The organism is Njordella calcicola (assembly GCF_056494125.1).
On the sequence record NZ_CM151396.1, the window covers coordinates 406440 to 430670 of the forward strand.

The following is a 24231-nucleotide window of genomic DNA, read 5'->3' on the forward strand; positions in this document are numbered from 1 at the left end:
GCGAAATTTTTTTTGAAATTGCTGGACTTTTCCCCCGGCAGTCCCGTACTATGATCCTGCCAAAAGCAGGCGGGATAACTCTCATCACGAATCGAATGGGCGTCTAGCTATGGCCGAAGTGTGGAAGAACTTATCTGCCACGCCTATAATACCGGCGGTGATCAGCGTTCTGGTTGTATTGGTTATTTCATGGGCTGCAGTTTCGCTATTGTTAAGATGGCGCGAAAGCACCAAGGATGACATGAATTTGACGCAAAGCTGCCTAAAAGATTTCGAAGAAATGCGTCTCGGGGGCGACCTAACCGAGGCTGAATACCGAAACATAAAAGCGTTGTTGGATAGCAAAACAAATTCAGCCACGAATGAAGCGGATACTTCGGTGTCTTCCAATTCGGATCGGGTTTGATAGTGATCTGGCAGCGAAAACCGAATTGAGTTGCGTTGTTAGCTGGCCGCAGGGTCAGCGAGCTGACGGAGCTTGGTTCAAAAACCAGTGCGATGCACAGGTATAGTTCGGCTCGACACCGCGGACAGGGAAGCCCCGGTATGATGGATCAATGCTGCGTAATTATGTTTGTGACCAAGCCTCTTCGATGTTTGGTCCACTTGCGATTAATCATGTAAGCGTCAACTGTCATCGAGCTTCCTTTCAGCGTGTGATTTTGCAACGGTCGGACTTCTGATTCAATCGCGAGTGGCAGACAGCTCTCGCAAGGTGATTCGAAGCCGCCAAGCTAGCTAGGAGTCGTATATGCCTCAGGGTAGAGATGTTACAAATCGTCGTGGAAACAGCGGCGGAAGTGGTGGGACGTCGAACAAGAAGAACGCCTTTTGTTCTTTTTGTCGCAAGAGTTATCGTGATGTAGGTCCGCTGGTCGAAGGGCCAGGGGATGTTTACATCTGTGGCGAATGCATTGAGTTGTGTCAATCGATCTTGGATCAGGAGCACAAGCGACGCGGGCCATCCAAAGCTCTTTTCAACGAGATACCTACCCCTCGTGAAATCGTTGAGCACTTGGACCAGTACGTGATTGGCCAAAACCACAGCAAGCGAACGTTGGCTGTAGCGGTTCATAACCACTACAAGCGACTGAACAGTGCGTGGGAAGGTAATGACGTTGAAATCGAGAAGTCGAACATTCTATTGGTCGGGCCGACTGGAAGCGGTAAAACGCTGCTAGCTCGAACTCTAGCCAAGATGCTGAATGTCCCCTTCGCTATCGGAGATGCTACGACGTTGACCGAAGCGGGATATGTAGGCGAGGATGTGGAAAACCTGTTGCTGAAATTGCTGCATGCGGCGGACTTCGATTTGGAGTCAGCTCAGCGAGGAATCTTGTATATCGATGAGATTGACAAGATTGGCAAGACCAGCCAGAACGTTTCGATTACACGTGACGTTTCCGGAGAAGGTGTACAGCAGGCGCTACTGAAAATGCTCGAGGGAACCGTTGCCAACGTTCCGCCGCAAGGTGGGCGTAAGCATCCGGAGCAGCAGTATATTCAGATGGATACCAGCAACATCTTATTCATCTGCGGCGGAACATTCGCAGGGGTCGATGAGATTGTGCGCAAACGCTTAGGTTGCAAGACGCTTGGCTTCGGCCAACCCAATGCCGTCCGAGACGAAAGCGACACAGCGACATTGCTCTCGCAAGTGGGCAGCGATGATATTCTGCAGTTCGGTATGATTCCCGAGTTGATTGGGCGATTGCCAGTAGTTGCGCCGCTCGCACCGCTGGACGAATCCGGTTTGGTCCGCGTTTTGAAAGAGCCTCGTAACGCTCTCATCAAGCAGTATCAAGCTCTGTTCGAAATGGAGAACTGTGAGTTGGCGTTTACTGACGAAGCTCTTACGGCAGTTGCACGTAAGGCTTTGGCCAAGAACGTTGGTGCACGTGGACTCCGCGGAATTGTCGAAGAAGCCATGTTAGACATCATGTTTGAACTCCCTGATCAAGAGCCAGGCACGGTGTTTACCATCGATGCCAACGCGGACAATGGCGAACTGAGACATGCCAAAGCGGTGCCTCAACGTAAAGAGAGTGCTTAGCACAGGTTTGCTGCCGCTGCTGCGAACCGACATGACTGATGCAACGTGACGACGTTTCGTCGGGCTGTGTCCCCTCCTTGTAGCAGTTTGGAGCATTGAAACAAAAGCAGGTCATGCTGCAATGCAGCATGGCCTGTTTTTATTTTATGGCATAAAAACGGTTCTCCCATGTGGGAGTACTTGCCAGTCGGCACCGGTTGAATCACCATGGGGCAGCTTTGATGGTATAATTCTGTTTTTCGTCATCGCATGTCGCAGAGCCCTCGCCCGTGTTTCGGTACAACCCAGTCCTCCAACGCGAACTGATCTTCAATCTTCGGCGGCATCGTTCTTTCGTGCTGCTGCTGGTCTATCAAGTTGCGCTGGCGGCCTTGATTCTGGTCGCTTATCCACGGGTTGATCGGCTAGACTTGAGCGTTCCTAGTTCAGATGCAAGGCGCTTAGCAGACTTCTTCTTCTTGGGACAGTTTGCAATCATCTCATTGATGGTGCCCAGTGTCGCGGCGGGTTCCATTGCTGGAGAGAAAGAACGCAAGACCTACGAGATGCTGCTGGCCAGCCCGCTGAAACCCCTAGCGATTGTCGTCGGCAAACTGGTTGCTTCACTGACGCATCTATTTCTGCTGATGGTGGCGTCGTTACCGATTGTCTTTATCTGCCTGCCTCTAGGTGGTATCTCATTGGAAGAGGTGGTCGCGGCTTATCTAGCGATCCTGTTTGCGGTCATTTTGTTTGGTACCATCAGTGTCGCTTGTTCCAGTGTGTTTAAGCGGGTTTCTTCTGCGCTGGTCGTCAGCTACATGATCATCGCACCAATGGTCTTGGTCGGCATTCTGATTTGGATTGCGATGGCCGATTCAGGCGCCTTGCGATTGACCTTCATCTCGGGGGTCTTTCCCGTTGTCGCCAGCGTCGCATCCATGGTGTTGATTTATGCCACTTCGCAACGATTGCTCTATCCACAAGACGTGGGGAGTATGGGCGAAGAGGTTGTGGATCTGGAAAAAGAGCAAGACAACGCCGTGGGGCTCATTATCCAGCGAGATCGATTTCCTGATCGTTTTTTTGCGCCGCCGCGCCGCGCGAAACTGATGGCTGACGGAGCGAATCCTGTCTACGACAAAGAGATTCATGCGGAGTTGTTCAGCCAAGGGACATTGATGCTGCGGATTGTGATCCAAGTCAGCATGTTTTTGGCAATTCCGCTGATGGCCGTGTTCTTGTTCTTGTACCCCGCTATGTTTCGTTATTACATGGCGTACGTATTGGTCTTCAACACGCTGGCTACCTCCGTTTTTGCAGCGGGCACGGTCACCAGTGAACGTGAACGGCAGACGTTAGATTTGCTGTTAACGACAGTGCTCAGCGGTTGGCAGATTCTGGTTGGAAAATTCATTGCCAGTTTTCGAGTGTCGTATGTGCTAACGATGTTTCTGATGTGGCCGGTCGTGTTGGGAACAGCATTGACTGATGAATTGAGATCCAACGTTCTGGCGGTCCTGCTGTGTGCGCTGATTATCACGATGTGTGCGGCGGTGAATTCAACGATGGCCTTAGTATGTTCGGCACTGTTCCGGCGTACCATGCATGCGATGATCGCGACATTTGCTTTCGTGATTGGATTCTACCTCGTGCCCTTGGCTCTATACGAAGTTGCGCAGGGAACAGTTGGCTTGCAGCGTTACGTGCCAACCATAGAGTGGTTAGGCATTTGCAGTCCCTTTATGGCTATTCAGAATGTCCCGGTGCAGTATGAGTTTACGCAAACGGCCGAAACCTTTCAAAGACCAACCAGCATTGCATACGTCCTGGCTTACTTCGCCGCTTCGGTGTCGCTGATGGTGAGTGCAATGATGTTTCTTACACTGGCGTTTCGCAATCGTTGGTGGCTAACAGGCCGCGGCTAACGCAGTGTATGCTAACGCTTTGTTTTGCCGCCGCGCATATTCATGCTCTCCATCGCTTGATCTATCCAGTTACGGTCGTTCTTGCGTACGATAATACGGTCGTTGGGTTGTAATGCGTAATTCTGTTCTTGCATAACGCGTTTGCCCTTGGAATCGAAGTCGACGTCCATGCGAACTGGTGGGTGATTCGGCGTGGTGGCTCGGATAATGGACACTTCGATCTTGCCTAAACGTTGAACAAGCTTTGCATCGCTAATGACGTCTTCGATAAAGAGAGGCTTGTCTGGTCGAATGGGAATCTTCTCCATGTGCTTCTCACCGTTGCGGATTTCTAGCACGACCGTTGGCAGGCCAGTAGAGCTGGTAGATGTTTGCATGGGCAGCAAGGCACCGTCTTCGTCGAAGGCGTATCCTGCGGCCTTCATCGATTCAATATCCAAGCTTGAGGTGGATTCTCGCGGCTGGAGATTGAATACATTGCAACCGCAGGCAGAGAGCAACAGGCAGCTCGCGATTGCGAACATCAATGACTGGGATTTCAATGTCTTAAGTGGCATGATGCAGAGAATTACATAAGTGGGATGCGGCTGACTTAACGCTTCAGTCGTTCTCTCAATGCAATCGGCTGGCAAGAAGGCTGTCCTGTAGTCAAACACGTAAACTTTAGAAAAATTCTGGGGCCGCGCATATTTCTCCCAGGCTTCCTGTTTTCTCTGTTTCGCCCTGTCTGCGGGCGCTGTGTAGCTAGCGGGCAAATAAAAAACTCCTTGGTCGATCGATGCGATCCACCAAGGAGTTTTCGATGTGCGTCAAAGCAACTGAAGGTGTGTGTCCGAGAAGAACTACTCCTTCTTCGCCGCAACTTTCACGAACTTAGCTTTTTCAAAGGCCTTCTCACCGAACAGTTCAGTGATCTGCTCGTCGCCTTCCATTTTCTCTGCTTTGCCTTTGCAGTTGTTGCAGCAGAAAGCGACCGAGGCGCCATTTACTTTGATGGCAGTTTCCTTGTTCAGCTTGCCGCCGCTGAATGGGCAAACGCTTTGTTCGTATTGCTTGGTGGATACCAATTGCAAGTTGGCTTTGGCAGCATGCTTCTCGCTATCTTTAGCGAATGACGCTTGGCATTTATCGCAGCAGAAGAAAACTTTGCCTTCTTTCCAGGCCGAGTTTGCGTCTTCGCTGACTGTCGCACCGCTGACGGGACACTTGGCTTCCTTGATCGCTTCTGCCGCGATGTCGGCCAACGCGACTAGACCAAAAGAGAAACTGGCGAGCATAGCAATCGAAAAAATTCGAAATGCGGACATGACTGAGACCTCTCACAAAAATGGAAACTACGAAGGAAGGTGGGATTGCTTGTGGTCCTTCGCTTTAGGGGAAATCGGATGCCCAATTATACGACTTAGGCAAACTGCTTCGCAATTGAGCATCCCAAAAAAAACTGAAAACCATCGGTTTATCCGGCTCATGTTGGCATTCAGGGCTGCGAAAGGCCACATTTGCCGGAAATTTCCAGCCATTCTCGACCCACACGTTCCGACTTTTCAACCGATCGCGAAACGGAAGATTCAAGCGAGATGCTCATTGTAAAGCCGGTTCGCGGAAGGGACGTCGAAGTATCATGACGGGTTTTGGGTCAGTTCTACGGGAAGCGTTTTTGATTGGATGCGAGTTCTCGTAGGTTCTCGGACTGAGCACCCTTTAAGTGCGTGAGGAATTTTTTCACTGCGAAATGTTCGATTTCACTGGCCTGCACCAACAGCAGTGAACCGACCCGATATACCTCGCAATTGTAGTCCATGAGGTCAAGTACGAAATCTTCCACGTTGCTCGCCTGTTGACTGCTATTCAGGAGCCAAGCTAAATCATATTTTCGGAATGAAAGCGTTGCCTCACCATAATTCGATATTTGAATTGCACCGCCGGTGATAGACCAACTTAACCCATAGGGTTCAAGGATCTGTTGAAGGATGCTGACGGCTGGCATTTGATTGAACTCAACCAATCCCTGCTTTGTGTCGTTTGTTAGCGGGGAATTTAGTATTGGCTGTTGCGCTAGATTAAGAATGTTGACGTCGACTTCTTCTGACAACTGGCCAAGCAGTTCTCGGGCGGATGCTTTGTGGGCCGAAATAGATACTTTCTGTCTTAGCTTTTCGCGAACTTTTTCTGTGTCGTGCTGTATGGCAAGTTCATCTTTCAACCAATGCGGCGGGTCTCCTTTCGGTTTGACCCAGGGGACATCTTTGCCAAGGTGCGGATTCAAAGGACTGCGAGGGCCAGCAAGCCACGCTGCAATCCCCACGGATGCGATCATCCATATCACAGGTGAAGCGGTGAAGCGTATCGTTTGTTGCAATATGCCCATTGTCCGTACCGTTATTCTCGTGAGTGTTGCAATCTGCGCCGAATTGAAGTTTGGGGGGCGATTGAGAAATGGGATATGCGATCCGCGTGCCGGAATGTGTTCACAAATGTCGTTTGTTGGCCAAACCAATCAAGCCAGAAAAATTAAAAGAAGGAGGGTGGGCCTTGGTGTGTCATCATCCTGTATCAGTTAAATTGGTACCGTGCTTCAATTCGTTAGCCAATTTCATCGACACATAAGCGAGCTTTTCTATGGACCCCAATGAGTTGTTGCGTGAGATTGAATTGCCGCAGTCGCAACGCGAGATTCCTTTTGAGACCTTGGAGTTTTTGAAGGATGGCCGGTCGCGCTTCGATTCCGTCTATTCGTTCCATTTCGTCCCGAGTAACTACGAGATTCTGTGGACTGTTCTGGACGCGTTGCCGCGAGGGCGTTTTTGCGAATGGGGCAGTGGCTTTGGAGTGGCTACGGGAATGGCTAGCCAGTTGGGCTATGAATCCGTAGGGTTTGAAATCGATGAGAACTTGGTTGAAGCTTCTAAAAAACTGTTGCAGGATCACAACATCATTGCGGCCATCGAGCTTGGGGACTACACCGAATATAGTGTTGAGGCTGATGTCTTCTTCATCTACTGTTGGCCTGGCAAGCAGATGGAAGCGGAAAAGCACTTCTTTGATACCGCTCCCGATCACGCCGTTCTACTGGTCTGCCATGGCCAGGATGATATTCGTTGCAAGGTCAAGAACCTGACGTCAGCTAGCGACTAGCCTTAAGGCCTTGCGAATTCGATCGTGAGTTTCTGGAGCCCCAAGGGCTAATTTACCAAAGCCATACTCGGCACCTTCGGCCACCGCTTCGGCTTGGTAGTCCTCCATGTTGGAAACTAGCATCACAGGGATATCGTTAAACCGATCATGGGCTTTAATCGCTTTGATAATGTCCAATCCGTCGCTGTAGTCGATGTCCAGCTTGCGGTTAACCAGCACCAAATCGACAGACTCTCGTGCCAGAATTGCGAGGGTATCCGATAATTGGTCTGCTTGCAGCACTTCGGCTTCAAAGACTCGCGTCAGCATGGACTTGATGCTACTGTGGTCTGGTCCGCAGTTTCCGACGTCTAAGACTCGCTTCTTCATGGATATTCGTTATCTAGTTGGCTCGAAGGTGATCATTTTTGTGATAGTATAGAAGGACAACAAGTCTCGCGGAAGTTGTTGATCAGCCGGAATTGAGGAAGTTTGCTTTGCTAGAGATCATTCGTTCAAACAAGTCCTACAGCTTGCTGCAGGCGGCACGCGAGTCAGAGCGAAAGGAGTTGCGTTTCAGTTCACGTGAGAGTCTGCAAGACCTGCAGCTTGCCAAGCTCAATCGCTTGTTAAGCGAAGTGCTTCCTGAGAATATCTTTTATCAAGACCATTGGAAATCGCGAGTTGGGCCGATTGATTCACTTGCGCAATGGGCGCAGTTGCCAACGGTCTGTAAGCATGATCTGATTGCGGAAGATGGCGGTGATTTTGCAAAGAACCATACATACCATCATTCCCAGTACACGCGACTGCACCGGACCAGTGGGACGCGTGGCCGCCCCATGATCGTGATGGATACCGCTGAGGATTGGCAATGGTGGCTAGACACGTGGCAATTCGTTTGGGACGCGGCGGAGGTTCGCAGCAGCGACACCGTCTTTATGGCGTTTTCCTTTGGCCCCTTTGTTGGTTTTTGGAGCGCTTTCGAAGCGGCCACACAACGCGGGCTTAAGGTCGTGCCCGGTGGCGGTTTATCGACTTCCTCGCGACTCGATTTAATTCGCTCGTCGCAAGCCAACGTGTTGTGTTGCACTCCCAGTTATGCGTTACATCTTGCCGAAGAAGCCAGCCGACATAAACTCGACACCTCTACGCTGGGTATTCGAAAGATCGTTGTGGCAGGCGAACCGGGGGGCTGTGTGCCAGCCATTCGGCAGCGTATAGAACAACTTTGGCAAGCTCAAGTGATTGATCATGCGGGCGCAACCGAGATAGGGCCATGGGGTGTTGGCAGTGAAGATGGCAAGGATCTGTATGTCATCGAATCGGAGTTTATTGCGGATTTTATACCGCTGCAAAAGAAGATTGTTGTCGATGCTTCAGAGCCTAAATTCGAGATGTACGAATTGGTGCTCACGGCGCTTGGGCGTCGCGGAGCTCCGGCCCTAAGATATCGCACAGGAGACGTTGTATGTCCTGCCTTTGGTGAGAACGGAGCGGGGTTTGTTCGATTGCGAGGCGGGATACTTGGCCGCGCAGATGACATGCTGATCATTCGTGGGGTGAACGTTTTCCCCAGCAGCATCGAAGCGATTCTCAGACGCATTGACTCGATCCCTGAGTATCGAATGATAGCTGAAAAAGAAGGCGCAATGGATCAGTTGACCATTGAAGTGGAGGGGGCTTCGCACGACATAGCCCAGATCGCCGAACTGTTTGCGGTTCAGCTTGGATTGCGAGTTTGTGTCAAGACGTGTCCCGTCGGCAGTTTGCCACGCTTCGAAGGAAAAGGCCAGCGTTTCATTGATCGCCGAGTGGCAGGGACGGACAGCGCTTCGGCGTTCTAGACCTTGGGCCCCCGACGATACCCTTCCCCTGCTAGCATTGTTATCTACACAAGTAAGGGTGACGCTGAAGCAGATGTTAGCTTGTTTTGCTACGTGAAATTGCAGGGTTTCGTTTAACCGCGTGGGCATCGCCCCGCGTTTGTCGTGCCCTTAGCAGTATCGCGGTCCGTTGGGCAAGCGGTTAAATGGCGTTTACCCCGTTTCGTCTGCGAATCAAACGTAAACTTGTGTAGATGCCAATGCCCTGCTGGAGCCAGTCGCCGTTGTCAACTAGCTCTAGCAGTGGCGGGCGGTTACCAGCATGGACTCGTGGCACACCAATCTTGTTGCGACGCGTTGGGGAGGCCCAGCGGTCGCTCAGAGCTCGCCTTCACAAAACATATGGCGCAGCGTTTGGAAAGTGACGCTGGGCCTTGGGCCTGGTCTTCGCAGTAGGATTGGTGCGATTAGGTTCACGGTGCTTGATAATCTTGCCACGTCCACTCCATGGCCTGTCCCAGCGTCTGTCGCACTAAGCCCTTTTCGACGTGTCCGGCGTTTTCGGACCAAAGGTATTGATAGTCATAGCCTTTGGTCTTTAACGCTTCAGCCATGCGATTGTTCGCCAACACCCAGTTGTGCAATCCTTCTTCCGACGAAGTTGATCCGTTATCGCGTGAACCAACCTGAAGCCAAATGCGGAGCGGCTTCTTTTCGGAATTGGGAATGAAGTTGGCGTGATATTCCCAAGCTCCTCGCGGTGCCGTTTCGCTGGGGATTTGATTCACAAAAGTACCTGAGTAGCTGATCACGCGGTGGTAGAGATCGGTCCGGAACCAAGCCATCGAAAGAGCCGCTGCTGCGCCTGAACTTGCGCCTAATACCCCTCGGCCGTCAGGATCGTCCGTCAATGTGACGTTGGCATTCTGCATTGCAAGTGGAAGTACTTCTGATTCGATAAAGTCGGCGTACGCTCCAGAAACCGTGTCATATTCCAGGCCTCTTTGGCTGCGCGGTCCGTCGCCTCCTCCGTTGGCGATGAAGACGGCGGCCATTACCGGCAAGCGCTTTTCAGCGATGTAGTTGTCCAGGACTGCGATCAAGGTTGCTTGCATGTTTGATTTCTCTGAACCATCGTGGTTAACCATGAATGGAACTTTCGTGCCGGGGATGTATCCGGCTGGCACGTAAACCCAAACTTGGCGAGTGTAGGGGCCGCGAACTCCTGGATAGAACTTCGAGTCTTCGGATTTCATGACAAAGGTTGTCAGGTTTCCGCGCGGAGTCCCTTCATTTACTTCGAGGACAGGGACGTCGGCCCAATCGCCAGACCTAGCGACCATAAAATTTCCATTCCGGTCGAGGGGAGGGGCTTTCTCGACTTTGATTGCATCGGCTGGGGGATCGACTTTAATCTGAGGGCCTCGCGGAATTGCTTGTCCACGCGGACGAACCTGCTGAACATTGTCGGACTGACCGCCAGGCGGCTGGGCCAGCGCGACGGTGCTTGACGGCCCAAGCATTCCGTAGATGGCAACGACTGCGAGAATTAGATGGAATCGGTAGAAGCTGCGCATGGGAGTGGCTTTTACAAATGTGGGCAGGAGAGCGAATAACCAAGGTTGAGATCGCGTGATGTTTGGGGCAAGCAAAACGTCCCCTTTCAGGTTGAAGCTTCAGTATACCAATTGCTACGTTCCGCATTGAAGCCGTCGTATACTTTCGAATCTGCAACAGAATTGGCGAACAGCTCGGAAATTGTTTGACTTGCTCAGGTTCAACCGCAAGAATGGAGGACTTGCGTCAACAAAATCCCTCTTCGTTTTGGTTGTAAATGACGGTGGTTGCCTAGCTGTGTGTTATTCCAAAATTGCTGTCTGGTTGTTCTTCTCAACCCTCTGTTGTATTGCTTGTCGAGTCCACTCACAGACCGACGGAAGTTCCGCGGAGCCTGCTAGCGTTTCAAAACAACCATCGGTAGCTGATTCTGATCGCGCTGCCGATCTCGCATCCTTTGATCATGAGATTAGACCTCTATTGCAGCGATACTGTTATGACTGTCATGCGAATGGAGGGGATAGTGGGAATTTGACATTTGATACGCTAGGGACATCAGAACAATTGCTTGCACCGGAGTTATGGTTCAAGGTTCTGAAGAATGTGCGTGCAGGGATTATGCCTCCGCGAGACCAACCGCAACCGACGCCAAGCGAGCTTCAGTCGTTGGAGAAGTGGATCAAGTCATCGGCCTTTGGTCTTGACCCGGACCGACCCGATCCTGGCCGAGTCACGCTGCGGCGCATGAATCGTATCGAGTATCGCAATGCTGTTCGAGATCTTCTAGGTTTTGATTTCGATGCAGAACAAGCTTTGCCACCCGACGATGTTGGCTATGGCTTTGACAACATTGGAGACGTCTTAAGTATTTCACCGATGCGGCTTGAGAAGTTCTTGGAAGCAGCAATTACAGTCGTTGAAAAGGGTGTTCCGAAAGATACGGTTGTCATCCCAAGCACACTCTATTTGCCCGATGCTTTCGTCGACGAGAATGGTCGAGATGGTGATAGCATGTCGTTTTATAGACAGCGTACTGTTCGAAAGAAGGTCGTCGCACCGTCAGCCGGTGATTACCTAATCAACATTTACTGTAAGATCGATGGTGATGCTATGCCTCGCGATCCGCAGGAGTGTCGCATTCATGTTACGTCAGATGGAAGAGAGTTTTTTACGCAGCAGTACCATTGGGCAGACAATGACTGGTTCGAGGATGATTGCATTGTGCACTGGGAAGCTGGCGAGCACGAGATCGCTTTTACGACCGAGCCGGTGTTTCCTGACCTTAAGCCGCTGCGTTCAAAGATGGATTACCGGATTGTTAGTGTGCGTATTGATGGGCCTATGGATCGAACCCATTGGCAGCATCCGCCTGGGTACGAGAAGCTCTACAGTTTAGATTCGCCGCCCACGGACCCGGCAGAGCGACGGGCGTATGCGACCGACGTGTTGCAACGTTTTGCGACTCGCGCATTTCGTCGGCCTGTGTCTGACGAGACACTTCAGAGGCTAGTAGATTTGGCGGAAAATACGTACTCGTTAGATGGTTTAACATTCGAGCAGGGCATCGCTCAGTCGATTGTCGCGGTGTTAGCTTCACCCAAATTCTTGTTTCATTTTGAAGAGAGCGAACCGACAGACGACAGTCAATCGTTTGCCCGAATCGATGAGCTGAGTCTTGCTTCGCGTCTATCGTTTGCTCTGTGGCGTTCGATTCCTGATGATGCTTTGTTGCAATTAGCACTGGACGGGAAATTGCGAGAGAATCTAGAGGCGACGGTCAAACGAATGGTCGCCGATCCTAAATCTCAAGGATTTGTTGAGGGATTTGCGCAGCAATGGTTGCAGACCAGTGTGGTGATGGATATCCCTATCAACTCGGAAGCGATCATGGAAATGCAGATGACAAAGGCTGAATTGGCAGAAAAAGCGGCGGCCGCGCAGCAGCAACGTGGTCGATTCGGCGGCTTCGGTCCTCCCGGTAATGGCCGCCCGGCTGGAATTGACCAACCACGGCCGCAGCGGCCAGCAAGCCCGGAAGCTCAACCACGAGAGCGTGTTGATTCTGAAAGTTCAGGGCCACCAGATTCCGCAGCGTTACCGAGTTCCACGCCTGCGAATTCGCCCGAAGCCGAGCGTTCGCGACCCGGAGCTGGCGCAGCTAACGCTCCGCCTGGTTTCCCTGGTGGTGGATTTGGTCGTCGACGCGGCCCACCGCCTTATGAAGGCAAGGAGCTTTTGCCCAAGGTCCGGACTGCGATGAAGCAGGAAGTTGAGGCTTACTTTGAGCATATAATGCGAGAGGATCGTAGCGTGCTGGAGTTCTTGCGCAGTGACTATACCTTCTTGAATGCCGATCTTGCCAAGGTCTATGAGATCCCTGATGTCGAAGGGCCTGAGTTGCGAAAGGTCACGCTCCCGGAAGGCAGTCCTCGAGGCGGCGTTATCACGATGGGCAGCGTGCTGACGGTGACCTCGAATCCGACTCGAACTTCACCCGTCAAGCGAGGGAAGTGGATCCTGGAAAATATATTAGGTGCCCCGACGGCGCCGCCACCGCCGAACATTCCTTCGCTGGAAGAAACAATTGCGAATGCTGGGGACCGAAAGCCGACTCAGCGCGAAGCGCTTGCGATCCACAGGGAAGATGCATTGTGTGCATCTTGTCACGAAAGGATGGACCCGCTGGGGTTGGCACTAGAAAACTTCAATGGTTTTGGACGCTATCGCGCCATGGAGTTTGAACAGCCGATCGATCCATCCGGTCAACTCGTAACGGGTGAAGAGTTCAGTCATGTCACCGAGCTAAAAGAAGCTTTGGCAGAGAATCACAGAGCAGAGTTTTATCGCACGCTTGCGACTAAGATGCTGACTTATGTGCTGGGAAGAGGTACAGAGTATTACGATATCGCAACGATTGATGAAATTGCCGAGCGGCTGGAAAAAGAAGACGGTCGTTTCTCCGCGTTGCTCATGGGAGTACTTGAATCGGCGCCAGTGCATAATCGACTTGTATCGACAGCCGTAGTGGCACCCGCTAGAAATGCTATTTCCGAAAGTGAATGATCAAGCTAGCGACCGCTCGTTACGTTAGTCGCATTCGCAAGCAGCGGCGACTGACAAATTAAGTTAGAAACGTTAACATGAATAAGTAGTCCAGGACTTTACGACAGAAAGCGCAATAGTAATGAACGGGAACACGAATAACGTTAGTAAGTCTGTACCGTACCGAAACCACTCTCGACGGCGCTTTCTTCAAGCGGCTGGTTTGGCAATGGCCTTGCCTGCCATGGAGTCGATTTTGCCTCGCGGAATGAGCACGGCCAAAGCCGCAGCTACTTCTGCAAGCACCGCCGCGACAACTGCGACAGGAGCACCACTACGAACAGCATTTCTCTATTTCCCTAACGGAGCGATCCCTGCGGCTTGGTGGCCCACTGGTGAAGGGAAAGATTTTCAGTTGAATCGCACGATGGCGCCGCTGGCTACGGTAAAAGACAAGATTCAAGTCCTTGCCGGATTGAATGATATCTCGGCAAATGCAGGGAGTGATGGAGGTGGGGATCATGCGCGGGCTAATGGCACATTTTTAACGGGTGTTCGGATCAAGAAAACGAATGGCGCCGATTTCTATGCGGGTGTTTCGGCTGACCAATTGATGGCGCAACAGGTTGGGTTGCTGACTCCATTTCGGTCGCTGGAACTTTCGTGCGACGTTGTGTTAAATGTTGGGGCCTGCGACACGGACTACGCATGCGTTTATCAGCACAATCTTTCCTGGAGTTCGCCGACTACGCCATTGACTCCAGAGGTCGACCCGCGACTGTTGTTTGAGAGGCTCTTCGGAGAAGGAACGCCTAAGGATCGGGCGCGAAACTTAGAAATTCGCCGCCAGCAAAAAAGCTCGATCCTTGATTTCCTCAAAAGCGAACGGACGGATTTGGCTCGCGATGCGTCCTTCCGCGACAAGCAAAAACTAGAAGAGTACTATTCAAGCGTCCGCGATATCGAACAGCGTATCACGTACGCAGAAGCCTCTCGTTCTAGCAGGCAGCTTCCAACTCAAGAGGCTCCTTTAGGAATTCCTGCTAGTTACACCGAGTACATGCGGCTTATGTATGACATGTTGCTGCTCGCATTTGAAACGGACTCTACGCGCGTAGCCTCGTTCATGATTGCAGGGGATGGTAACAATCGAGACTTCTCAGAAATTGGTATCAATGATGGTCACCATAACTTGACGCATCACGGTAACAAGGCGGATTGGATCGAGAAGGTTACGCAGATCGATGTTTGGTATGTTCAGCAACTTGCCTATTTTTTGGAGCGGATGGAGGCGACTAAAGACATCGACGGTAACTCGCTGTTGCACAATTCGCAGATTGTGTATGGCAGCGGTTGTGCGGATGGCAATCGACATACACACGTCAATTTGCCAATTATTCTAGCTGGCGGCGGCGGGGGTACTCTCGATTCGGGGCGCTTTGTGGACTGTGATAACGTTCCCTTGTGCAATCTCTACCTAAGTATGATGGATCGCATTGGCGGTGACAAAATCCCAGAGTCGTTCGGAGATTCCTCGGGACGACTGGCAAACATTTAGTCGATCGCTTCACATCGATCGCTTCACGTCGGTTGAGGACAACCGGGCGACGGGACGAACACTTTCAAAATGTTGCCCCAGTACTTTCTACTGGAACTGACAACCTAGGGGAACAAATATCGGAAGAAGTTGCGGATGCTTTGTCCCGGTACGTACGCTACGGGTTGGCCAATGATGCCGCGACCAATCTGCACGTTGTAATTCTCTTGGCCAAAACCAAATAGCGGACGATGCCCAGCGTTGCCGGTCGAATACAAACTTGGCGCTTGATTGGGCATCACCGTCGGTGGAGCGTAAAACCCGGGCTGACCGACGCCTTGCATCGGCTGCATGCCGGGCGCATAAGGGACCATTGGACCACAGGTCGACGCAGAACCTTGTCCTTGAGCCGCATTGTAAACCACCGGCGTCACCATTTGGTAAGCGTCAAATTGACAAGGCCCTTCGGTGACAAACGGCTCGCCGGTGACGACAGGGGCCGTACGTTGATATTGAGGCATGCTGTCGTAAGGGACAGAACTGGTGGATGGCGACGATGAAGGAAACGAAGTGGTGCCAGGCGCGATGGATGTCGAAGGAGACGAGCTTGGAAAGGGCAAGGATGGCTGGCTCGTGCTGGAGTTGGGAAGCACGCTGCCACTGCTCCCCCCTAAGCTTGGAACACTGGTCGAGGGATTGAACGAAGGCGGCGGACTAAAGGACTGTGGCGGTGGGACGACCGAAGACGAAACATTGGGCAGTGCATATCCTTCCTGAAAGGCAGCAGGCGCAACGCCGCTGTCGAGACTCAGGCCAGAACTGGAAGGTACTAAAGAAATCGACGGTTGCACGGACGCTTCCGGGTCTTGCGCATAAAAGGCAATGCGTGTTTCAGGCAACGCGGTGATCAGTGCCTCGCGGGTGTCCATCGGATTGCGGTAACTGACAGGTGTCGTGTAACTGCTAGCGGTGGCTGGTAGTTCACGCGAATAGGTTGGCGGAGGTAGTACTGTTAAAGCGCTTCGATTAAGGTCCGGAAGGATGTCGACAAAGGTCGTTTGGCTCGCAGCGTTGCTTTCGTCGGCGGAATTACTTTCATCGTCCGAAGACCGATAGCCACTAGTAACCTCACGGTCAGCTAATGGTTCTTCCGAAGCGCTGAGCACCAAGTTGCCACCACTCAGTTCGCTGATCTTATTCATCAGCGAGTCGTGATTCCACCGGGTGTCAGGAGGGCTGACGGGCTTGCTGCTAGTCTGCTCAGCCGGCGCGATGTTGATTGCGGCGCATGGGTCATTGTTTACGTGGTAAACCACCGTCCCGCACTGGTCGATCGTGGCGTAATAGGCTGGAGTGACGGCGGACGCGTCGCTGGTACCCAGAGCTGGTCGAACGGTAGCTGCCGCATCGGTTTTCGGAGGTGCGGATTCGGTCGGCTTGGTTTCATAACGTGGTAATTGAAGGCCGCTGTCGGTGCTCGAGCTTTCGGGCGCAGTATTGTAATCGCCGGTAGCAGAGCTCTCTGATTCAGGCGAACTTATTTCGATGGCGGAAGATTGATTCTCTTTCGCTTCGGCAGCCAGTTGAGTTGCTCGAAAAGCTTTAGCGGCCTCGATATCCATCTGGACGTTCGCATCGGTGCGCTGCAGCACGCTGAGCTTCAGGCTGAGATTGTCGATTGGAGTTGGTTCCAAAGCGTACACTACCGGCGAACTGAGGCCTAGCAGCAATAAACTTGACAGCAATCTGCGGTTGGTTCGAAGAGAAGTGATTGCGGGCATGTATGTTTCTCCAAGGCGGAAGTCTATAAGTTGCTTATATCTTAATCGGAGCAGGGGAATCCCAAACCCAAAAACTGGAAAGCAGGGAGCGGGGCGGAAAGGTTCTCAATTCGTCGATATTTTTGAGACATCTACATAACGAAACTTGCCTCGAGCTCGATTCGCAAGCTGTTCAATCCAACGCCCATCACCTTGGTTGCTGCCAACGCCAAATTGGATCGCATGGATGGTAACTTGGCCGGAATCTGCCCGAGCAATTACTTGATCGATCTGGCGTTGCGACAAGCTGGGGTCGGCACCGTCGGTCAAGAAGAATACCACGTCTGGTTTCAGATCCATCGCCAGCAGTAAAGCTCGATAGTGCTCAGTGCCACCGATCGGCAGAATGTTTTTGACATAATTGGCTGCCGCCTCCTTCTCGATATCGTTGGCAAAGATCAGTCCTGGAGATCGTCCCAGCGAGCCGAAATAACGAGAAGGCTGGTCGTTATAGAAGATGATTTGAAACTGGTTGACGCGTCCCAAAGATTGAATCGAATAGGCCAGTTCACTTTTCGCTCGCTGCATGGGAGTGCCGCTGTAGGCGCTCATGCTCTCCGAGTAATCCACGACGTACACAAAAGCGCTGCCTTGTCCTTCAATCCCCATAAAAGACGTCTTCGTTTTGGCCGCGTTTCCTCGGGTATCTCCGCCCGAGCCTTGGCCGCTGAGTCCAGCGTTTCCAACGCCGCCGGCGTCGGCACCCGATACGGAGACGCCGCTGAGCGCGTCTGCCAAGGGGCCGAGCAGTTCTTGCATGGACGCATCTACCGCATTTGCCGAGCTGGAGGAAGCTGCCTGACTACTGAGTGCCTCAGACAACAGTTCCGCACTCGCGGAAGACTTATTGCCGCCACCTTGCAATTCATATTCAACGCCAGACGTTTTATGGTGAGCCAGTGCCAAGCCCACGGGGCGATCTCGCTGACCGCCCGTGCCTTTGCTAATCGGTTGCCATAAAGCTGCGATGATCAATATCAGCGCGGTATGGATCAAGGTGCTGCCCAGCCAAGCGCGTCGGTTGGCGGGACCATTGTTTAGCGTGAACGGCTGGCTACGGCGCGACCGCAAATACGTGGGGGCATTATCCGTCGCTAATGGGTCGATAGGGTCGGCCACTTGAGAATCATTCACGACAGGCCCCTGGACTCGCCGCGGTGGTTGGGGAGGACCTGGATCGCGTCCGGTTGGGTGCATGAGATCCCCGTTTGGAAAAGTGGACAAATCTTTGCGAATTCAAAGGTTCTGTGTTACAAATTATAGTCCTAATCTTTAGAAAAAGCTAACACCCAATCTCAATCGGAGCCCATTCCTATGTCGCAGTCCCTTACCAGCGTCAAATATCTGAAGCTTTGTTTACTTGGTTTTGCACTCGCTGTCAGTCCGTTAACGGTGCATGCCGATGACGAGGAAGCATCATCCAGCGAACCGCAGTCGATGAAAGGCAAAGTCACCCGCGTGATTGACGGTGATTCCATTGTGGTTAAATCTGCATCCGGCGAAGAAACGATCCATTTGGATGGAATCGATGCACCTGAGTTTAAACAGGCTGGCGGTGACAAGGCGACCAGCTTTCTCAAAAAGTTGGTGTACGAAAAAACGGTCGAAGTTCGCTGGGATAAGAAAGACAATTATGGCCGCATTTTAGGGATGGTTTACTATGGCGAAAAGGACATCAACCTGGAGATGGTTGCCAAGGGGTGGGCGTGGCACTACGAGCGTTATAATAAGAGCGAGCAGTTAGCAGAAGCACAGAAAGCGGCTAAAGAAGCCAAGCTTGGTCTTTGGGAAGAAAGCGATCCCACTCCGCCATGGGACTATCGCAAGAATAATCCCCGCGAGCAAAAATAGTTTGTTGATAACGGCAAATACATGATAGTACAACGACTGGAAGTCCGTTGTACTATTGGCTGACAAGCGAATTTGGCCTGCTACGTTTCTCAGAGCGCTTCGTAGTCCAGTTCAAAAGGTTCCATGAAATGCTTCAAGTCGCCGGTCTCGATGCCTTTGGTTAGCCATTTCTTGCGTTGTTTGGAACTTCCGTGCGTGAACTGCTCGTGGCGAACCTGACCAGTGGCACGTTTCTGCAAAGTATCATCGCCGATTTGATTTGCAGCTACCAGCGCTTCTTCGATATCGCCCTTTTCCAAAATCTGTTTGGTTTCTTGAGCGTGACGAATAAAGACACCTGCCAGAAAGTCCGCTTGCAACTCGGTACGAACGCTCAACTGATTACCTTGGATTTTCGAAGCGCGAGATTGCAACCGCTGAACTTGCTCGGAGATGCCCAACTGATTTTGTACGTGATGAGCGACTTCATGGGCTACGACATACGCCATTGCCAAGTCGCCTTTGGCGCCCAGCTTTGTCGATAGCTCGTTGAAAAAATCCAGATCTAAGTACACGTTGGAATCGCCTGGGCAGTAGAACGGGCCGACAGATGATCCAGCGACACCGCAAGCCGATCGCACTTGGCCGGTAAACAGAACCAGCTTGGGTGGGACATAAGTTTTACCAAGCTCGGTTCGGAACAGTTGGGTCCAAACGTCTTCGGTATCTTTCAAGACAACACCAACGAATCTGCGCAAGGGTTCTTGGCGAGGATCTGGGGCTTGACGTGTCGCAGCCGCGCCGCTGTCCGCAGTAGGACCCGCTTGCTGCAAGATCTGCTTTGGATTTGCACCCAAAAGAATTGCCAAAAACATAATGATCAGCGTGCCCAACCCGCCACCGATGGCCAAGCCACCGCCGGCTGGCAGCCCTCGTCGATCTTCTAAATTTTGGCTTTCTTCTCTGCCTTCCCAACGCATGATGTGACCTCGAATGGAGAATTTAATGGAATCGGTAAGTGTTTTTGAGAGGCTACCTGTAAGGCAGCATCCGCGTATCATAATATCTTCCGGCTAATTGTTCATGCCAAGGGTACGAGGATTTCCCAATTTCTCAAGTGAGGTCGCTTGTGTACAACGTCCAACAGGCTTCCGGTTTGCAGGGCCGAACCGTCTTTGTTGCCCCCAACGCAACCGTTGTTGGGGATGTGACCATCGGCGACTACTGCTCGATTCTGTTTGGCGCGGTGTTGCGTGGCGATACGGCACCGCTAGCGATAGGCCCTCGAACCAATATCCAAGACTTGTGTTGCCTGCACGCAGATCCAGGGTTCCCTTGCAGCCTTGGAGCAGACGTGACGGTGGGGCACCGCGCGATCGTGCATGGGGCGACGATTGCGGATCATGTCCTGATTGGAATCGGGGCCATTGTGCTTAATGGCGCCTCGATTGGTGAATGGTCTATTGTTGCCGCAGGCGCGTTGGTGCCGGAAGGCCGCACGATTCCGCCTCGGTCGTTGGTGATGGGTGTGCCCGGCAAAGTCGTCCGCGAAGTTTCCGATGAAGATATCGCCATGATTCTGCACGCGGCGGAACACTATGTTGAGTTGGGGGCCGCTTATCGAGTGGCAGCAGTCCGGTAAGCGTAGGCCGGAGCAAGCAAAGGTCTGCCGGAACTTCGGTCGCTAAAGGTTGGCGACGTTGAAGGATACAGTTGGTCTTTTCTGGTGGGCTGTGCGTGGTTTGGGCAAGGGGGAGCGACCTTGTTGCCGGCCTACGCTACTGCTGCATTTGTAACCAGAAGTCTTTGGTCGATTGCTCTCGCGTTAAAGTCGCTCGGTTTTTTTCATCAACGATTCGCTGCTGCTCTGCCTGCGACTGCGGAGCGGGATAAGCGATCATCGCTTGGAATGGCAACGGTAAACTTGTCTGACCAGTGATCGTGTTTAAATCTGCGTCTTTGTCCCAACCTACACTGTGCAGCAGATAATGACGAGCATAGCCTGCTGCTAGCTCTTCTTGCGGCGCTGCAAATCGCAAAATCAACTCGTCGCCACTACCCATGACCACCATGTGGTCATCGTCAGTTTGCACGATCGATTTGCAATCGCCATAACGAGTAAATAGCCCCGACATGGGATTCCATTTCGGCAGCATCGATACCCAATGGTAGTCATACAAGTGCGGTTGCCAACGCTCTCGCGTCAGCAATTCGGAGTAGCCGCGATAGCGTAGCGTGGCTGCGACCAAATCTAGTTTTGATGCTTGATGGATTGGAATAAACTCGCCCTCGATAAACCACGCCCTGTCCCAGTACAACTCTGCAGACGTTGTGATCCGAATCGCTTTGGTCGTTGAATCAATCACGTCTTTCAGATCGATCACAATCGTCTTGGGTTTGCCTCCTGGAAAGCCCATGAAAGCGAGCTTTTCTTCGACTTTTCCCGATACATCAACCGTTGACAACGAAGGAGGGCGGGGGGGCTGACGCAGAGGGTCTTGGTCGATACCGATGTTGAGCGAAGTATCCGTTGGATGCAACCAACCTGTTAAGCTTAACTGGGACTGCTGTCGATTGAGTCCGTCGGGCAATTGGATTTCCAGATAATGTTCGGATACCAAGCCTTGGCAGACATACGCTTGCCACGGTCGCGAGTATTGGCCATCGACCGCCGACAACTCCCCAGTCCAATCGCGGCCAGCTTGGTCAACGATCTTCGGTGCAGCTTTTTGTACCGAGGATTGCCACATGCCGGGGGTGGCGATGTGAGGCGGCCCTACCTTCTCATTGCTAGTTACTTCCCAATCGGAAGGATGGTCAAAGTACAACAATTCGACTTGGTCAAAATACGCCGCTTCCCAAAGCTCTTCGGTAATGCGAATCTCATGCGCGCCATCGTGTAACTGCATCAGGTTTGACGGGATCGACAGATACTCCCAACGTCGGTCGGGCAACGTTTGACCTCTTGCAATTTGTAACCCTAACGGCGCGTTCCACAACAAGTCGGTCACCAGTTGCCAACGCTGGCCATCCCAACCGTACAAGAAAGGACACGAACCTTTCAGTTCTTGCTTTTCTTCAATCAATTCATTCTTTGCCGGGTCGACGATGGTTTGCGTCAAGCCATTAGGAAAGATTACTCGCAAACTGTAAGCGTTAGCTTGTGGTTGCAAACCGAAATGCGTGACGTCTTGATCGATCACGCGTGCTTGGTAACCACTGGTCGTGAACAGTTCCAACGTGGTTCCAATCGCATACTCATTGATGCGTCCACCACCATTGTTATCGGCAATCCCTTTGATGCGCAGATGCAGGTAATCGCCTGCGGGTACATTTGCAGGTGTCCAAATTGAAACGGATTTGTTATCGTTGCACAGCAAAGCTACTGTTCCGTTGTTCTGCAAGTCATACGTGGATTGGAAGCGGATCGCATTGCTTTGAGTATCGGTTTTCGCATCGAATCCGAAGGCTTCTTGGGCCGATTGCCAATGCACAGACGTTTGGTCCGCATGCTGAATTAACAAGTCTAATCGACCATCGTTGTTGAGATCCAATGGGCTAACTTGTCGCGTATCGTTCAGTTTGATGTCGACGGCATCCAGCACGCTCACGGTTCGGCCCGGTACGGTGCTTGTGCGTAAGACATGGTAACCTGTGTCAGTCGTTGCGATCCAGTCCCAAGAAACGTTTCCATCGAGCTCTGCGGCTTGCAGTTGACGGGCGTTCGCCAAACCAGACCATTTGGCATCCATCTCGCGGTACATGAATTGCCCGTGTTGAATGTTCTCTAAACGGCCGACGCCATCGGCGAAGGAAAGAAGAATGTCAACATCGATATCTCGGTCATAATCGCAAGCCGCAATCGCAGTCACGATCCGCTCTGGCGGTGGAAGCTCGCTATTGATACTTGCATCGCGGAAGTTTCTTGCGCCGCGATTCTCAAACAGGCGAACTTGGCCATCGATCAAAGCGATCAAATCGAGATCACCGTCGGCTTCCATATCGAATGCCAAGATTTGCGTGACCACGCCTGAGTTGGGCAGACTGGTTATCTCTGGTGATACCAGTTCGCTGATCGGTTGCAATGTGGCGGGATCAAATCGCAACGAGATGACGTGCAAGCCTTGTTCTGTCCCAATCACGATGTCGCGGACCGTTGAGTGCCGTGAGTCGGTTACGACTTCGTTGGGGTTGTCGGCGGAGGGGCGTTGGCCGACATCGCTGCGAAGTTCCGATTTGACTTCGTAGAGATCGACGGGCTTAATACAGAGGATCTTGGAAGGCAGTTCGATTGTAAAGAGCTTGCGCAGTTCAATGGCTTGGCCGTTGTCGGAACCCAAAGTTGGACGTTCGGTGAATTCCAGAAGCGACACTTCCGTTTCCGTGGCAATCAAAATCTCGGGACGCAGATCGACGTTCCAGTCGAACCACTGGGCATCAATGACGGGTGAATCATAAGCAGGTAGCATTAGCGCGGTTTCATTCCATTCAATGAAATTAGAGCTGATGAGCGTGGTTGGATCGACAACTGCAATCGAGGGAGGAGCCTTGTATTGCCGGTAGGCTTGATCCAATCGAATCATGGATAGTGGTTCGATGTCGGCTGTCGCATCAGCATCCGCTTTTTGAATGGTCGTCATTCCGACAAACACGTTGATCCATTGGGATGCTGCCAAGAAAAAACTGTCTGGGTCTGTTGAGGCATTCAGGGACGTTTGCTTAAGCTGCTCAGCCAGATCCAGCCCGTTGACCTGACGGTTCATTAACCAAGCTTGAGGTTTGGCAATTTCGATGGCGGTGTCGACTAAGTCTACTAGCGAGAGGTCTTCTTGTAACTCTTTTAAGCGGAACAAGCGAGCTAACAGATAACCATTGCGGGGGTTTTCACGTACGGCGATTTCGAGCGGCTCTTTGACTTTTTTCGTAATGCTCGGATCTAGCCGTTCGAGGGATTCTGCCAAGCTAGCAAGTTTGGCGGTGAGCACTCCGTCGCCCGGAAACTGCTGGAGGTACTTCAGGATTCGATCGACGAGCGCGTTTTTCAGCGTCCGCTCCATAGCCGGCGGCAACTGGCCAATACGCCGTTCGTTTAGGATGACATCCAGCCGAGCAAGTTCCACATTGTTGGGCTCTTGAACTTGGGCTGCGGCGATCGACGCAGCGATCTGTTCAAACAATTCTGGAAAGGTAGCACGAATCTGAGAGCGGGTCTCTTCGGTGGTTTCTGCCGCTGCCAGTTGCTCGCTAGCGATCGTAATCTTGGTCAGCAACGCGATAGCTTTATTTTGTAAGAAGGCCGCGTTTGAAGGATGCTTCGCAAGCAGTTCGTCCAGCAGAGACAAGGCTTCGTCTGCTTTCAGATTTTCCATCCGTGAAACTGCTTGAACAAGCTTCACCGATTCCTCTTTGGTGAGGTTGTCTGGCTGGGCGTCCGGTGGAGGTTGGATTGCTGTTTTGCGGCTCCACCAGTCAGATTGCCAAATCGCAATCGCGACCACGGCCGCGATCGCGAGCAATGCCAGGCCCAGCCCAACTTTTCTCATTT

Annotated in this window: 18 protein-coding genes; 9 read left to right on the forward strand and 9 right to left on the reverse strand. The window is 52.1% G+C overall.

Translation table 11 applies throughout. From position 1 onward, the window contains the following. The first annotated feature begins 109 nt into the window (after positions 1-109). From SH302x_RS01500 to SH302x_RS01510, 3 genes are all read left to right on the forward strand, one after another. Positions 110-406 (forward strand): hypothetical protein, encoded by a 297-nt coding sequence (locus SH302x_RS01500; RefSeq protein ID WP_479366789.1) that lies wholly within the window; start codon positions 110-112, stop codon positions 404-406. Between the two features lie 345 nt (positions 407-751). Beyond that, positions 752-2053, forward strand: a complete 1302-nt coding sequence (clpX, locus tag SH302x_RS01505; RefSeq protein WP_479366790.1) for an ATP-dependent Clp protease ATP-binding subunit ClpX — start codon at positions 752-754, stop codon at positions 2051-2053. Between the two features lie 269 nt (positions 2054-2322). After that, entirely contained in the window at positions 2323-3960 is a 1638-nt protein-coding gene (locus SH302x_RS01510; protein WP_479366791.1) for an ABC transporter permease, read from the forward strand. Positions 3961-3971: 11 nt separating this feature from the next. On the opposite strand, the gene SH302x_RS01515 is transcribed toward SH302x_RS01510, so the two are convergent. The 3 genes from SH302x_RS01515 to SH302x_RS01525 form a co-directional block, all read right to left on the reverse strand. Then, positions 3972-4517: a hypothetical protein gene (locus SH302x_RS01515; protein ID WP_479366792.1), complete on the reverse strand. Its 546-nt coding sequence runs from the start codon at positions 4515-4517 to the stop codon at positions 3972-3974. A gap of 285 nt (positions 4518-4802) precedes the next feature. Beyond that, positions 4803-5267, reverse strand: a complete 465-nt coding sequence (locus SH302x_RS01520; RefSeq protein ID WP_479366794.1) for a hypothetical protein — start codon at positions 5265-5267, stop codon at positions 4803-4805. 335 nt (positions 5268-5602) lie between these two features. Beyond that, positions 5603-6328 (reverse strand): hypothetical protein, encoded by a 726-nt coding sequence (locus tag SH302x_RS01525; RefSeq protein WP_479366795.1) that lies wholly within the window; start codon positions 6326-6328, stop codon positions 5603-5605. Positions 6329-6579: 251 nt separating this feature from the next. Here SH302x_RS01525 and SH302x_RS01530 point away from each other — a divergent pair, with 251 nt between their 5' ends. After that, entirely contained in the window at positions 6580-7095 is a 516-nt protein-coding gene (locus tag SH302x_RS01530) for a hypothetical protein (RefSeq protein WP_479366796.1), read from the forward strand. On the opposite strand, the gene SH302x_RS01535 is transcribed toward SH302x_RS01530, so the two are convergent. After that, the gene (locus SH302x_RS01535) at positions 7081-7464 is read right to left on the reverse strand and encodes a response regulator (protein ID WP_479366797.1); all 384 of its coding nucleotides are present in this window, start codon (positions 7462-7464) and stop codon (positions 7081-7083) included. The genes SH302x_RS01530 and SH302x_RS01535 overlap by 15 nt on opposite strands. Positions 7465-7571: 107 nt before the next feature. On the opposite strand from SH302x_RS01535, the gene SH302x_RS01540 reads away from it, so the two are divergent. After that, entirely contained in the window at positions 7572-8921 is a 1350-nt protein-coding gene (locus tag SH302x_RS01540; protein WP_479366798.1) for a phenylacetate--CoA ligase family protein, read from the forward strand. Positions 8922-9373: 452 nt separating this feature from the next. Here the strand turns inward: SH302x_RS01540 and SH302x_RS01545 are convergent, their stop codons facing one another. Then, positions 9374-10477, reverse strand: coding sequence for an alpha/beta hydrolase (locus SH302x_RS01545; RefSeq protein WP_479366799.1), 1104 nt, complete (start codon positions 10475-10477; stop codon positions 9374-9376). A 511-nt stretch (positions 10478-10988) separates the two neighbouring features. Between SH302x_RS01545 and SH302x_RS01550 the strand changes: the two genes are divergently transcribed. Continuing rightward, positions 10989-13520 carry a DUF1592 domain-containing protein gene (locus tag SH302x_RS01550; protein WP_479366800.1) on the forward strand — a complete coding sequence of 844 codons (2532 nt, stop codon included), beginning with the start codon at positions 10989-10991 and terminating at the stop codon, positions 13518-13520. Between the two features lie 223 nt (positions 13521-13743). Beyond that, positions 13744-15057 carry a DUF1552 domain-containing protein gene (locus SH302x_RS01555; RefSeq protein WP_479366801.1) on the forward strand — a complete coding sequence of 438 codons (1314 nt, stop codon included), beginning with the start codon at positions 13744-13746 and terminating at the stop codon, positions 15055-15057. Between the two features lie 104 nt (positions 15058-15161). On the opposite strand, the gene SH302x_RS01560 is transcribed toward SH302x_RS01555, so the two are convergent. Together SH302x_RS01560 and SH302x_RS01565 are read right to left on the reverse strand one after the other, a co-directional pair. Continuing rightward, the gene (locus SH302x_RS01560; RefSeq protein ID WP_479366802.1) at positions 15162-16817 is read right to left on the reverse strand and encodes a hypothetical protein; all 1656 of its coding nucleotides are present in this window, start codon (positions 16815-16817) and stop codon (positions 15162-15164) included. A 105-nt stretch (positions 16818-16922) separates the two neighbouring features. Then, positions 16923-18053 carry a vWA domain-containing protein gene (locus tag SH302x_RS01565; RefSeq protein WP_479366803.1) on the reverse strand — a complete coding sequence of 377 codons (1131 nt, stop codon included), beginning with the start codon at positions 18051-18053 and terminating at the stop codon, positions 16923-16925. 117 nt (positions 18054-18170) lie between these two features. Here SH302x_RS01565 and SH302x_RS01570 point away from each other — a divergent pair, with 117 nt between their 5' ends. After that, positions 18171-18707 (forward strand): thermonuclease family protein, encoded by a 537-nt coding sequence (locus SH302x_RS01570; RefSeq protein ID WP_479366804.1) that lies wholly within the window; start codon positions 18171-18173, stop codon positions 18705-18707. Between the two features lie 89 nt (positions 18708-18796). Here the strand turns inward: SH302x_RS01570 and ypfJ are convergent, their stop codons facing one another. Then, complete coding sequence (gene ypfJ / locus SH302x_RS01575) at positions 18797-19666, reverse strand: KPN_02809 family neutral zinc metallopeptidase (protein WP_479366805.1); 870 nt, start codon at positions 19664-19666, stop codon at positions 18797-18799. Positions 19667-19815: 149 nt separating this feature from the next. Between ypfJ and SH302x_RS01580 the strand changes: the two genes are divergently transcribed. Continuing rightward, the gene (locus tag SH302x_RS01580; protein ID WP_479366806.1) at positions 19816-20328 is read left to right on the forward strand and encodes a gamma carbonic anhydrase family protein; all 513 of its coding nucleotides are present in this window, start codon (positions 19816-19818) and stop codon (positions 20326-20328) included. Positions 20329-20464: 136 nt separating this feature from the next. Here the strand turns inward: SH302x_RS01580 and SH302x_RS01585 are convergent, their stop codons facing one another. Beyond that, entirely contained in the window at positions 20465-24229 is a 3765-nt protein-coding gene (locus SH302x_RS01585; RefSeq protein ID WP_479366808.1) for a CRTAC1 family protein, read from the reverse strand. Between the last annotated feature and the right edge of the window lie 2 nt (positions 24230-24231).